A 14068-nucleotide genomic window follows, 5' to 3' on the forward strand; every position below is an offset into this window, starting at 1 on the left:
GACGTCCGCCCGATGAAGCCCGTATCTATCAGCGAAGCCCATTCGCCCATCCAGATCTGGAACAGCGCCCCGCAACTCGACAATATCCCTGTCATCAATACTGAAACCCTGATTTGCGCCAACGCTCGCGCGGTCGTGATTGCGGCGCATCCCGGCGATGAAGTGGTGATGTGCGGAGGCTTGTTGCAACTGCTCAGCAGTTTGAACCATCCCCTGCAATTGATTTCGATTACCGATGGCAGCGCCAGTCATCCGGGGTCTCAACAATGGTCACAAAAACGCCTTAGCGTGTTTCGCGCCCAGGAAAGCGAGGAAGCCTTGCGTCGGCTCGGCCTGCCGATGCACAGCTTGAAGTGGATACGCGGCGGTTTTCCCGAGAATGCCTTGGCCCGGCGCGAATTGGAGTTGACCCAATTCATCACGCGATATTTACGCGCTGGCGATGTGGTGTTCAGTTCATGGCGCGAGGACGGTAACGACGATCAAAATGCGTTGGGTCGCGCCAGCGCCAAAGCGGCCGGCGACGTCGGTGCCGCGTTCAACGAAGTGGCTGTTTCAGCCTGGCATTGGCCGACCCGGGAAGCCACGCTGATCCCATGGCATCGAGCACGTAAACTACGTCTCGACACGTGGACCGTCGCCCGCAAGAGCCACGCCATCCATGCCTACGCCAGCCAACTCGATGGCGATCCTGCAATTGGCCTCGCCCCGTTGCTGCCGCGAGTGTTGTTGGACCGCATGCGATTGTCGTACGAAATCGTCTTCGTCTGAGCGCTTCGCACCCACGTATGCTGCCGTGGCCCCCCTGCAATAATGCAACCTGCTGGAACTGCACGCTCGCGGATCAGTCGCATGCTTAAGCAAGCCTGATTCATAAAAGGAGCGAACGTGACCAGCGAATCTACGCGGCAGGCCGTCGAGTCTTCGCCTCTGAACACTCCGCCGGCCATTCACAGGTTGAGGGTGTTGACGGTCAATACCCACAAGGGATTTACCGCATTCAACCGACGATTCATCTTGCCGGAGCTGCGTGAAGCGGTACGCAGTACCTCGGCCGACCTGGTGTTTTTGCAAGAAGTGGTCGGTGAGCATGAGCGACATTCCTCACGGCTCAACAATTGGCCGCAGACCTCTCAATACGAATTCCTGGCCGACAGCATGTGGAGCGATTTTGCGTACGGCCGAAATGCGGTCTACCCGGATGGTCACCATGGCAACGCATTGCTATCAAAATATCCGATTCGCGAATACCGCAATCTAGACGTCTCGATCACGGGGCCGGAGCGTCGAGGATTGCTGCATTGCGTGCTCGATGTGCCCGGCCACGCTGAAGTTCACGCAATATGTGTGCACTTGAGCTTGCTCGAAAGTCATCGTCAATTGCAGCTTGAATTGTTGTGCCAGTTGCTTGAGTCATTGCCGGAAAACGCGCCAGTGATCATCGCAGGGGATTTTAATGACTGGCAGCTCCAAGGGAATGCCACCCTCGCCCGTCGCGACTACCTGCATGAGGCGTTCGAACGCCATCATGGCAGTCCTGCAAAAACCTATCCGGCGCGTTTTCCACTGCTGCGCCTGGACCGGATTTATCTGCGCAACGCTAGCAGCCATGAGCCACGAATCCTCGGCAACAAACCCTGGACACATCTTTCTGACCACTTGCCGTTGGCGGTGGAAGTGCATCTCTGAAACGCAATTCTTGGCGCCTACCTGTCATTTGTGACAGTAGCTGCACAGTAAAACTGTTGATACGGTGGTGGCGACCGCAAGTGTTTTTTTGCGGATTTACGAGTCAGTAGCCTCGTTGACGAAGTTTTGAAGTCTCGCCAATCGCGCTGCCGAAGATACCTGTGCCACTTCACTCATGACGAGCGGAGCTCACGGTGTCGTTCACCAAGCGGAGAAGTGCATGAAGCTTCCGAACGAGTCGCCCCTGTCACGTAACACGGCCTGGACCGTTTCATTCGTGCTGTGTCTGGGCTGGTCGCAGATCAGCTATGCCAGTTGTACGCTAGTCCCCACTTCCGGCAACGACAGTTTCACCTGCGACAGCGGTACCAGTGGGACCTTGTCCGACCCAAACGGCAATAACACGCTGACCTTTCCCACCAACGGCACCGGACGCATCAACGGTAATGTCACATTTGGCGCGGGTAACGACGCGATCGAAATGAACTCCGGCACGATTGCCGGCAATGTCGATCAGGGCGACGGCGCCGACCGCATTCGCATTACCGCAGGCACAATCACCGGTTCAGTCAACCAGGGCAATGGCATCGATGATTTCGTGATGACGGGCGGTACTATTCAGTCGCTGGCACAAGGCGATGGGCGTGACACCTTTTTGATGACGGGCGGCACGATTACAGGAGCCTTCGAGGACGGTGATGTCGCCAAGCTGACTGGCGGTAAGATTGGCCGGGTCGACATGAAGCTCGATAATAATATTTTCGATATGTCAGGCGGCGACATTATCGGCAACTTGGTGACTGGGTTTGGCACCGATACCATCATCGTGTCCGGCGGCACCATCGGCGGCAATATCAGCGTCAGTGGCGGCAACGACAGCATTACCGTCACCGGCGGCGAAATTTTTGGCGAAGTCCGCGCCAGCACTGGCAACGACACATTGCTTTGGGATGGCGGCGGCATCATTCATTCGGCCGTCCTGATGGGCGAAGACAATGACCTTGTGACGCTGGCCAATCTGAATGAAAGCATTCTTTCGCAAACGCCCCGAATCGACGGTGGCAATGGCAACGACCTGCTCATTTTCGACAACACCACATCGGCCGGTGCGGCGCGGTACACCGGCTGGGAAACGGTCAACCTCAGCAATAACTCACGCTTCGACCTTGATGGCCCATTCGTCATGGGCGACGGCGGAACCGGCACCGGGGTGTTCAATGTCGATGGCACGAGCACGCTGACGTCTGCCCAAGGCAGCATCACGCCATTCACAGCAGGCCAATTAGTGACCCTGAACAACGCCGGCACGATCGATCTGACCAGTGGAAATTCCCGCACTAACGACACGTTAACGGTGCAGGGCAACTATGCAGGCAGCAATGGTCAACTGCTGCTGCAAAGTGCGCTCGGCGTTGACAACTCCCCCAGCGACAAACTGGTGGTCACCGACGGCACCCTGACCGGCAGTACCCAGATCAGCGTCGCCAATGTCGGCGGCGCGGGTGGCCTGACGCTGCAAAACGGCATTCAGGTGGTGCAGGCACAAGGCAGCGCTGTCAGCGATAACGGCGCCTTCTCCCTGAAAGCCCCGGTATCGGCAGGCGCCTACAGTTACTACTTGTTCAAAGGTGGCGTAACCGATGGCACCGCCAACAGTTGGTACCTGCGCTCGGCCGTTGTCGCACCTCTTGCGGCCGACATTCCGGTGCCGGTGGCGGCCCTGGGAACACCCACATTGCCCGCCGCCGTCGCTGGCGCTGCACCCATCCCGCTGTATCGCCCCGAAGTGCCGGTCTGGTCTGTGCTACCGCCCGCCGTTGCGCAAATGACCCTGGCCGCGCTGGGTACCTTTCATGACCGCCAAGGCGATCAACGCCTGCTCACCGAAACCGGAACCTTCGGCGCCGGATGGGGCCGTGTCTACGGTAAAAATTTCGATCAGACATGGGCCGGCACCGTGACGCCGAGACTGGATGGTTCACTCACCGGGTTTCAGGTCGGCAACGATCTCTACAGCTCGCAAACCTCAGGTGGACAAACCCAGCGCACCGGTTTTTTCGTGGGCCATACGCGCCTCCAAGGTGACGTCGATGGCTTCAACGAGGGCTTTCAAAGCCGTAGTGCCGGCAACCTGGACCTTGAAGGTGACAGTTTTGGCCTGTACTGGACGCTCATCGATCCTACAGGCTGGTACGTGGATACCGTGCTGATGGGCACTCGACTGGATGGCGACAGCCACTCCGATCGAGGCCTGAAGATCAACAATCGCGGTCATGCCATCACCGCCTCGGCCGAGGTCGGCTATCCGATTGCGCTGCAGGGCAACTGGGTGATCGAACCCCAGGCACAAGTGATTCATCAGAAAGTCTCCCTCGACAGCCAGAACGATGGCGTCTCGCGGGTTTCGTTTGATTCCGACGGTGCCTGGACCGGTCGACTCGGCGCACGCCTGAAAGGACGTTATGAGGTCAGCGGTCGTCCATTGGAACCTTATCTGCGGGCCAACCTTTGGCATACGTTGTCGGGCAATGACACGGTGACATTCGACGGGACCGACCCGATCAAAACCCAGCAGAAAGCCACCTCGGCTGACGTCGGCGCAGGCGTGATACTCAGCTTGGCCTCTGACGTAAGCGTGTATGGAGGCATTGACTACAGCAGTAATCTGGACAGTAATCAAATGCGCGGGCTGGCCGCGAACGCCGGCATAAGAATCAGCTGGTAGCTTTAAATCAGTCACTTGGAGCGCCTGAAATACACCGACCATTTATCGGCCATTTTCTTGACGCACAAGCAGCTGTCTTCTTAGCTAGACCTTACTACCCCCGGAAATTTCATCAGGGACAAGCCTCTGGACACCCGCTAAAACGGGAGGGCCAGTGGCTTGCCCTTACCCATTCGGTCGCCCCTCATTCGGGGTAGGAGAGACGCCAAAGCGAGATAACGCATGCGATTGCAAGGCAGACCCCCATGAAAACCTCACTCACCCAACAAGAGATCAAAGTCACCTTCTGCACCGTTTCCAGCTCACTCCTGCTGTGCTCATCCATGGAGCTACAAGCTTCACCTGCCGAAGAGCAAACGTCTCCCTGGTACCGTCAAGAGGTACCGACGCTCACCTTGCCCATTGCAGCCACGCGCTACTCCGGCTACTTCAGCCCGGCCCCTGATGTGCGAAGCTCAAGCCTGACCGTCGAAGCGGCAGCGCCCTCTGCGTGGGATCAGGTGTATGGGCAGGCTCAAACCGATTACCTGGCACTGGATTCGACGGCATCCAGTATCACGGGGGTCAAAGGCCCCGCGCTGCTCACCCTGCAAAGTGACAGTGGCCACACCCAGCGCCTGGGCTTGATCGGCGGCATCAGCCAGTTCCAGGTCAATAGCAATGGCGCGATAACCAGCCCGGCCTTCACCGATCCCAATACCGACACGCTCAACCTGCAAGGCGAAAGCCTGGGCGCCTATTGGAGCCTGACCGGTGCGCAAGGCTGGCATGTGGACTTGACGGCCAGTGGCGGAAGAGTCAACGGTTTCAGCCGTAATGACCAAGGCGTTCGGCAAGCGACCGAGGGCAGCGCGATGACGTTGTCGGTCGAAGGCGGTTTCCTGATCGGCCTGGGTGAAAACTGGGTGGTCGAGCCGCAGGCGCAACTGATCAATCAGCGCATTACCCTGGATACGCCCTACGCCGGTTCCGGCAATGCTTCGTCCACCGACCTGACGTCGTGGAGCGGTCGCGTTGGCGCGCGACTCAAAGGCAGTTACGACCTCAATGGCCTGCCGGTTGAACCTTACGTGCGAACCAATTTATGGCATACCGTCTATACCGGCAGCACCGTGACCCTGGACCAAGTCGACAAAATCAGCAGCGGTCGTAATTCATCGACGGTCGAGTTGGGTTTGGGATTGGTTGCCAGGGTCACACCGGCAGTCAGCCTGTACGTGAGCGCCGATTACAGCAGCGACGTCGATGACAATGATTTGAACGGGTTGATCGGCAGTTTGGGTGTGCGGATGCGCTGGTGAAGCCGAATCAGGACAAATCGCTTTTGTGGGTGGTCGGCCCAAATCAATGGCGTTTACGCAGGACCTGTAGGAAACCGGCTTGCCGGTGATGACGATTCCGAAGACGCCATCGCTGGCAAGCCAGACTCCTACGGATCGGCGGCGAAGACCGGAGTTGATCACCTCAACACAAACCTTAGGCGGTGCATGCCGAAATTGATGGCGTTTACGCATGACCTGTAGGAAACCGGCTTGCCGGTGATGACGATTCCGAAGGCGCCATCGCTGGCAAGCCAGGCCCATTACAGGTGTCAGATCAGCCTTCAGGTCGCAGGATCAACACTGCCAACGGCGGCAGGTTCAGCACCAGCGACAGCGGTTGACCATGGCTGGGTTCATCCTCGGTAAACGCCCCGCCACTGTTGCCGTAATTCGAACCGGCATACGTCGCCGCATCGCTGTTGATCACCTCGGTCCAGCGCCCGCCAAATGGCACACCAATGCGATAAGACTGGCGCGGCACCGGCGTGAAGTTGGCCACCACCAGCGCAGGCCGGCCATCCTTGCTCCAGCGCAGGAACGCGTAAACACTGTTGATCGCATCATCGCCGATCAGCCACTGGAACCCTTGAGGGGCGTCATCCTGCTCGTGCATCGCCGGCTCTTCGCGGTACAGCCGATTGAGGTCGCCGACCAGTTTCTGTACGCCCTTGTGTTCCGGGTATTGCAGCAGGTACCAGTCAAGTTGCTGGTCGTGATTCCACTCGCGCCATTGGCCGAATTCGCAGCCCATGAACAATAGTTTTTTGCCTGGGTGCGCCCACATGAAGCTCAGGTACGCCCGCAGGTTGGCGAACTTCTGCCAACGGTCGCCGGGCATCTTGTCGATCAACGAATGCTTGCCGTGCACCACTTCATCGTGAGAAATCGGCAGGATGAAACGCTCGGACCAGGCGTACACCAGGCCAAAACTGAGTTCGTTGTGGTGATGCGCGCGGTACACCGGATCCTGTTGGATGTAATGCAGCGAATCGTGCATCCAGCCCATGTTCCACTTGTAGTTGAAGCCCAGGCCACCTTGTTGCGTGCTCTGGCTGACGCCCGGCCACGCGGTGGATTCCTCGGCGATCACCAGCGCGCCCGGCGCTTCCAGGGCGACCACGTCATTGAGGTGCCGCAGGAAGTCGATCGCTTCGAGGTTCTCGCGACCGCCATGACGGTTGGGTACCCATTCGCCAGCCTTGCGCGAGTAATCGCGATACAGCATCGATGCCACCGCATCAACGCGCAGCCCATCGACATGGAAATGTTTAAGCCAATGCAGCGCCGAAGCCAGCATGTAACCGTGGACTTCGGTGCGACCGAGGTTATAGATCAGCGTGTCCCAGTCCTGATGGAAACCTTCCAGCGGGTTGGCATACTCGTACAGCGCGGTGCCGTCGAACTGCGCCAAACCATGGGTATCGGTTGGGAAATGCGCCGGTACCCAATCGAGAATCACCCCGATATCCGCCTGGTGACAGGCATTGACGAACGCTGCGAAGTCATCCGGCGAACCGTAACGGGCACTGGGTGCAAATTGCGAGAGCAACTGATAACCCCAAGAACCACCAAACGGGTGCTCCATGATCGGCATCAGTTCGATGTGGGTGAAACCCAGCTCCTTGACATACGGAATCAGGCGCTCGCCCAACTCGTGCCACGTGTATTGGCGAGCGACTTCGCCCAAATCATCCAGCTCGCATTGCCAGGAGCCGGCGTGCAACTCGTAAATCGACAGCGGCGCGGTTGAGCGCTGGCGTTCACCGCGCGACTGCATCCATTCGTGGTCCTGCCAATCAATGCGTAGCGGGGAAGCCACTTTCGAAGCGGTATCCGGTGGCAAGGTAGTAGCCAGCGCCATCGGGTCAGCCTTCAGCGGCAAAATCCCGTGAGCGCCCAGAATTTCGTATTTGTAGGTCTCACCTGCCTGCAGGCGCGGAATGAACAGCTCCCAGACACCGCTCGGATGGCGCAGCCGCATCGGATGCCGACGACCGTCCCAGTTGTTGAAATCACCCACCACTGAAACCCGTTTCGCGTTCGGCGCCCAAACGGCGAACCGCACCCCGTCGATGCCATCGACGCTTGTCAGCTGTGCACCCAGGCAACTGCTGAGATCACGGTGATTACCTTCAGCGAACAGGTACAAGTCCATCTCGCCAAGTAACGGGCCGAAGCTGTAAGGATCTTCACTGGTTTGCTCGCCACCGGCCCAACGGGTTCTCAGCAGATAAGGCTGCGCGCGGTCGAAGTGGCCAACAAAAAGCCCGGGGGTTTGTGTGGCTTCAAGGTTGCCAAGCTCCTCCCCGGAATCTTTGGCAATGACCTGTACGCTCAACGCGTCCGGCAAGTAAGCGCGAATGTATTGGCCACCGGCGTCATCGCCATGCGGGCCGAGTATTGCAAAAGGGTCGGGATGTTCGGCGCGTACCAGTGCGTCGATGTCCTTCCATGCGGGCAATAATGCCTCTTCAGCGTGACCCTGTTCCTTGTTCGAGAAACTCATGACTACTCTCCATCAAGTTCGGAAAAGGGTTTAAGCCCACTTAATAATCCATATAAACCATGCAACGGCACGGGCAACCAGGTCGGGCGGTTTTCCGCCTCATACGCGATCTCGTAAGCCGCTTTCTCAAGACCGAACAACGCCAGCGCTGCGTCCTCGCCTTCCGGATCTTGCCACGCATGAGCAAGACTAGCTGCCGCCAGCCGATAAGCGTCGACAAACGCCTGACGCGCCTCACTCAGGTAACGGTCAGCGACACGTTGGCGCGCAGCACGCGCATCGACGCTGTTGTCCACGTTATGCACATTGATCGCCATCGCGGCAGCGTAGTCAAAAGAACGCAATACGCCACTCACATCTTTGTACGGACTGTGCTTGCCACGTCGTTCATGCAGCGGGCGTGCCGGTTCGCCCTCAAAGTCGATCAAGTAAGCATCACCCTTGATCACCAGCACCTGCCCCAAGTGCAAATCGCCGTGCACCCGGATCCGCAAACCGCCCGCGGCCTTTTTGCCCAGCGCCTGGACATGGCCAAGGATGGCTTTTTTGTTGTCCAGTAAATGACTGACCAGCGCCGTATCCGTCGGGTTCAGTTCACTTTGATGCTGTTTAAGCAACTTCAGTGCGTGCTCCACCTGCGTGGCTACATCCTTGGCCGAGGCCAATGCGTCTTTTTGCGTGGTTACTTGCGGTGCAAAATCTGGATTGTCGGTCGGCGCGGCCAGTACTTCGTGCATTTCACCCAGGCGCTGGCCCAGCATGCCGGCAAAATCCTTCAGCTCACCCAACGCGTTGTAATGTTGTTCCTGCTCGGACATGGCGTCGGCGAGTTCGTCGCGCAGCGCACGCTCCAGGTTATTTTGCGTCCATTCCCACGCATCGCCCTGATTGCTCAGGTAACCTTGGGCGATCATCAACAAATTATCTTCGCCTGTGGAATCACGACGGATAACCGAACCGAGCAACGGTGAGATATTGCGGAAATTGGCTTGTGTCAGGTACGCGCTCATCTCCAGTTCCGGGTGCACGCCCGAGGCGATCTTGCGGATCAGTTTGAGCACCATGCTGCTGCCGACGACGACCGAACTGTTGGATTGCTCGGCAGACAGGTAGCGCACTTCCGACTCCGGGCCAAGACCCAGTTTTGCCAACTCGGCGGTCGGTTCAAAACGAATTTCGCCGTCGTCGCAAGACAGTACCGTACTGTTCTGCATGCCTTGCAGCACGGCCCGGATAAACGTCTCCAGACTGAATGCATCGGTGATCAAACCAACCTGACGCACACGCCGTACACGTGACAGCGCCAATTGCTGCGGCAACGCAGCACTCACCTGGTCTTCAGAAATAAAGCCAAACGGCAATTGATAGCGACTGGTTTGGCCGGCACTGGTGACGTCTATTTCGCTTAGCAATACAGGATGCTGCGCGTCACCGAAGCGCACGCCGTAGGCAATTTTGACCTGCTCGATGACCGCGTCCTTGCCCGCAAACCAGCGACGATTTTGCAGCCAGTTCGGCAAAATAGCCTGCTCCAGCGCGCCTCGCGACGGGGCTTCGAGGAGTTCCTCCATGCGTTTTTTCAGAACCAGGGTGGTGAAATCGGGCAAGCTTTGTGCAGGTTCCACGTGCCAACTCGGCATCTGGTTTTCTGCTGCCAGTACGAACCAATAGAAGCCATACGGCGCCAGTGTCAGCAGGAAATTCAATTGGCCGATGGGTGGAAAAGCGTTACCGCCGAGCATTTCCACGGGCACCATCCCGACATAAGCCGACAGGTCCAACTCGGCGGCTTGCGCACTGCGCGACACGTTGGCCACGCACAGAATGATTTCGTGTTTGCCATCCGCCCCGGTGAATTCGCGAGTGTAGGCCAGAATCCGCCGGTTGCTTGGCGAGAGCATTTTTAAGGTTCCGCGCCCAAATGCCTTGGATTGCTTGCGCACGGCGAGCATGCGCCGGGTCCAGTTCAGCAGCGAATGCGGGTCGCCGGCCTGGGTTTCAACGTTGACCGACAAGTAACCGTATTGCGGGTCCATGATCGGCGGCAATACCAGGCTCGCCGGATCGGCACGGGAAAAACCACCGTTACGGTCGATGGACCATTGCATCGGCGTGCGCACACCGTCGCGATCGCCGAGGTAGATATTGTCGCCCATGCCGATCTCGTCGCCGTAATACATCGTCGGCGTTCCCGGCATCGACAACAGCAGGCTATTGAGCAGTTCGACGCGGCGGCGATCACGTTCCATCAACGGTGCAAGACGGCGACGAATGCCGAGGTTGATCCGCGCCCGCCGGTCCGCTGCGTAGTAGTTCCAGAGATAGTCGCGCTCCTTGTCCGTGACCATTTCCAGCGTCAGCTCATCATGGTTGCGCAGGAAAATCGCCCACTGGCAGTTCGCGGGTATCTCCGGTGTCTGGCGCAGAATGTCGGTGATCGGAAAACGATCTTCCTGCGCCAGTGCCATGTACATCCGTGGCATCAACGGAAAATGGAACGCCATGTGGCATTCGTCACCGTTGAGGCCTTTGGCATCGGTGTCGCCGAAATACAATTGCGTGTCTTCCGGCCATTGATTGGCCTCGGCCAACAGCATGCGGTCGGGGTAATTGGCATCGATTTCGGCACGGATCTGCTTGAGCACACTGTGTGTCTCCGGCAGGTTTTCATTGTTGGTGCCATCGCGCTCGATCAAGTACGGAATCGCGTCCAGGCGCAAGCCATCAATGCCCATGTCCAGCCAGTAACGCATCACCGACAGCACGGCTTTCATGACTTGAGGGTTGTCGAAATTCAGGTCTGGCTGATGCGAGTAAAAACGGTGCCAAAAGTACTGGCCGGCAACCGGGTCCCAGGTCCAGTTGGATTTTTCGGTGTCGAGAAAGATGATGCGCGTGCCGTCGTATTTTTGATCGTCATCGGACCAAACGTAAAAGTCCCGTGCCGCAGAGCCTGGCTTGGCTTTGCGTGCGCGCTGAAACCAGGGGTGCTGATCCGAAGTGTGGTTGATGACCAACTCGGTAATGACCCGCAAGCCACGTTTGTGCGCCTCTGAGATAAACCGTTTGGCGTCGGCCATGGTGCCGTAATCGGCATGCACGCCACGGTACTCGGCAATGTCGTAACCGTCATCGCGTCGCGGCGACGGGTAAAACGGCAGCAGCCAAATGGTGTTGACGCCCAGATCGGCGATGTAATCGAGTTTGGCGATCAGGCCGGGAAAGTCGCCAATCCCGTCATTATTGGAGTCGAAAAAAGATTTAACGTGAACTTGATAGATCACCGCGTCCTTGTACCAGAGCGGGTCTTTGATGAAGGTGGCTGCCTTGGGTTTCTTCGCCATTTGAAACTCCTGCTGAAATCGGGTTAACCGCCCTGGCCGAGGGCCTTCCCACGTCGTGCCTGGGAAGGCCGCCAGAGGAAGCTTTAGGTCCGTTCGTGTCTCAAGAGGTCGTGATTCGCCAGATCCCGAACGGCTGATGCGCCGGGTCGATGCGCATGAACTGATACTTGCCATACCAAGTCCAGCGATGGCCGCTCATCAAGTCTTCACCTTGGGTGTGAGCGTCATCGGGCAGGCCCATTTCCCACAATGGCAATTCAAAATTCGCCTCTTGCACGTTATGCGGGTCGAGGCTAACGGCCACCAGAATGAAGTTGCTGCCATCGGCGCTGCGCTTGCCGAAGTACAGAATGTTGTCGTTCCAGGCGTTGTAGAGCTTCAAACCCAAATGCGTGTGCAGCGCCGGATTTTGCCGACGAATGCGATTGAGCTGAGCGATTTCGGCGATGATGTTGCCCGGCGCGGTGTAATCCCTGGGGCGAATTTCATACTTCTCGGAGTTGAGGTATTCCTCTTTACCCGGCACCGGCGCCGCTTCGCACAATTCGAACCCTGAGTACATGCCCCACAGGCCCGAGCCCATGGTTGCCAGGGCTGCGCGAATCAAAAACCCGGCGCGCCCGGATTCGTGCAGGAACGCAGGATTGATGTCGGGGGTGTTGACGAAAAAATTCGGGCGAAAGCATTCGCGCCACGGTGACTCGTTCAACTCGCTGAAATAGGTGGCGAGTTCATACTTGGTATTGCGCCAGGTGAAATAGGTATAGCTCTGGGAATAACCGACCTTACCCAGACGCGCCATCATCGCGGGCGTGGTGAAGGCTTCGGCGAGGAAAATCACCTGCGGGTACAGCGCTCGCACATCGGCGATCAGCCACTGCCAGAACGGCAACGGTTTGGTGTGCGGGTTGTCGACGCGAAAGATGTTAACGCCCTCCTCGACCCATCCGACCACGATGTCGCGCAACTCCACCCACAGGCTCGGGATAGCATCGGCCGCGTAGAAATCGACGTTAACGATGTCCTGGTATTTCTTCGGCGGGTTTTCGGCGTACTTGATCGTGCCGTCCGGGCGCCAGTTGAACCAGCCGGGATGCTGCTGCAGCCATGGGTGATCCTGCGAACACTGAATAGCGAAATCGAGGGCTATTTCCAGTCCATGGTCCGCCGCTGCGGCCACCAGCCGCCGGAAATCCTCACGCGTGCCCAGCTCTGAATGAATCGCCTCGTGGCCGCCCTCGGCACTGCCAATCGCGTAGGGGCTGCCCGGATCGTTGGGGCCTGCGGTCAGTGAGTTGTTCGGCCCCTTGCGGTGGCTGCGGCCGATGGGATGAATCGGTGGGAAATACAACACATCGAAACCCATGTCCTGAATCATCGCCAGCCGCGAGTGCACGTCATTGAACGTGCCGTGACGCGCAGGATCGTCAGTGATCGAGCGCGGAAACAACTCGTACCAACTGGCGAACTCCGCGAGCTCACGCTCTACGTCCAATGGGTATTGCGGGCTGATACTCAGGTAAGCCCGATGATCAGCCTGGGTCATCAGGTCGGCGCTATTGGGGTGCAGAAACAACGCCACCTGCTCGGTTTCGAGCAGCCCGGACAACTCATGGTGCAACGTTGCGAGTGCTTCGCTGAGTGGCCCCTCGCTACGCTCTGCGGCTTGCTGTACCTGGGTGCGCCCTTCCTGCAGTTCAAGGCTGATGGGTACGCCAGCGGTGTGCTTCTTCTCCAGCTCATAGCAAAAACTGGCGAATTGATCGATCCAGGCCTCGACGCAAAAAACGCAGCGGCCCTGCTGCTCTACGCGAAACTGGCCTTGGAAGCCGTTATTCCCCAGCTCGCCCATGACTTCGCTGCGCCAGGTTTCTTCGCCTTCCATGCGCCAACGCACGCGGACGGCCAATTTATCGTGGCCATCGGCAAACACCTTGCTGGTGACCACCACATCCCGCCCAACCACGCCTTTGACGGCAAACTGCCCGCCATCCAGGACCGGCATGGTGTCTTCAATCGCGATACGCGGTAGCAGCAATGCCTGCGACAGCGGCATATGAGGGTTGTAATCAAGCTCTGAAGGTTTTTCAGCAGTCATCGAGCATCTTTCCTTTACGCCCCATGGACGCTCTAGTACTTGGCCGTCATTCGCGCGAAGCCTGCGGCCCGGGAATAAATTCACTTAGTTTCCGAGCAGCAGGCGCCGCTAAAAGTTCACCGGCATTTACCTGCACCTCTGGGGAATCAAATCCTGTGCAGGGTGGTCAACAAACTTAAGCACGACTTACGCCATGTACCACTGGAGGCTTGACCGATGACCATCCCAATCCCGGCTGAGACGCCTGATCCCAACATCGATAACCCGACAATTCCGCCGTCCGAACCTGAACCGGTTCCCGAGCAGGAACCGCCGGGAACCACACCGCCGCCGCGCGAAGAGCCACCGACCACCATGCCGCCGGTGATCGTTAAACCGTTGTGA

The 14068-nt window shown here is 58.1% G+C and carries 8 protein-coding genes and 1 pseudogene; 5 read left to right on the forward strand and 4 right to left on the reverse strand.

Annotation, left to right across the window (positions count from 1 at the left end; genetic code table 11):
- Positions 1 to 12 precede the first annotated feature (12 nt).
- The 4 genes from ACQR3R_RS08000 (at position 13) to ACQR3R_RS08015 (ending at position 5715) form a co-directional block, all read left to right on the forward strand.
- The gene (locus ACQR3R_RS08000; protein WP_428271463.1) at positions 13 to 771 is read left to right on the forward strand and encodes a PIG-L family deacetylase; all 759 of its coding nucleotides are present in this window, start codon (positions 13 to 15) and stop codon (positions 769 to 771) included.
- Between the two features lie 117 nt (positions 772 to 888).
- Positions 889 to 1689 (forward strand): endonuclease/exonuclease/phosphatase family protein, encoded by an 801-nt coding sequence (locus ACQR3R_RS08005; protein WP_428271464.1) that lies wholly within the window; start codon positions 889 to 891, stop codon positions 1687 to 1689.
- A gap of 220 nt (positions 1690 to 1909) precedes the next feature.
- Positions 1910 to 4414, forward strand: coding sequence for an autotransporter outer membrane beta-barrel domain-containing protein (locus ACQR3R_RS08010; RefSeq protein WP_428271465.1), 2505 nt, complete (start codon positions 1910 to 1912; stop codon positions 4412 to 4414).
- Between the two features lie 245 nt (positions 4415 to 4659).
- Positions 4660 to 5715 carry an autotransporter outer membrane beta-barrel domain-containing protein gene (locus tag ACQR3R_RS08015; protein WP_428271467.1) on the forward strand — a complete coding sequence of 352 codons (1056 nt, stop codon included), beginning with the start codon at positions 4660 to 4662 and terminating at the stop codon, positions 5713 to 5715.
- A gap of 295 nt (positions 5716 to 6010) precedes the next feature.
- Here the strand turns inward: ACQR3R_RS08015 and glgB are convergent, their stop codons facing one another.
- The 4 genes and pseudogenes from glgB to ACQR3R_RS08035 form a co-directional block, all read right to left on the reverse strand.
- The gene (gene glgB, locus ACQR3R_RS08020; protein ID WP_428271468.1) at positions 6011 to 8242 is read right to left on the reverse strand and encodes a 1,4-alpha-glucan branching protein GlgB; all 2232 of its coding nucleotides are present in this window, start codon (positions 8240 to 8242) and stop codon (positions 6011 to 6013) included.
- A gap of 2 nt (positions 8243 to 8244) precedes the next feature.
- Positions 8245 to 9882: a putative maltokinase gene (locus tag ACQR3R_RS08025; RefSeq protein WP_428272603.1), complete on the reverse strand. Its 1638-nt coding sequence runs from the start codon at positions 9880 to 9882 to the stop codon at positions 8245 to 8247.
- A 15-nt stretch (positions 9883 to 9897) separates the two neighbouring features.
- Positions 9898 to 11586, reverse strand: a pseudogene (treS, locus tag ACQR3R_RS08030) (maltose alpha-D-glucosyltransferase); the annotation flags it as partial.
- Between the two features lie 100 nt (positions 11587 to 11686).
- On the reverse strand, positions 11687 to 13684 hold the full coding sequence (locus tag ACQR3R_RS08035; RefSeq protein WP_428271469.1) for a maltotransferase domain-containing protein: 1998 nt from the start codon (positions 13682 to 13684) through the stop codon (positions 11687 to 11689).
- A gap of 216 nt (positions 13685 to 13900) precedes the next feature.
- On the opposite strand from ACQR3R_RS08035, the gene ACQR3R_RS08040 reads away from it, so the two are divergent.
- Complete coding sequence (locus ACQR3R_RS08040) at positions 13901 to 14068, forward strand: hypothetical protein (RefSeq protein ID WP_428271470.1); 168 nt, start codon at positions 13901 to 13903, stop codon at positions 14066 to 14068.

Origin of the sequence: Gordonia sp. IEGM753, assembly GCF_050321825.1 — a bacterium.
Lineage (GTDB): Bacteria > Pseudomonadota > Gammaproteobacteria > Pseudomonadales > Pseudomonadaceae > Aquipseudomonas.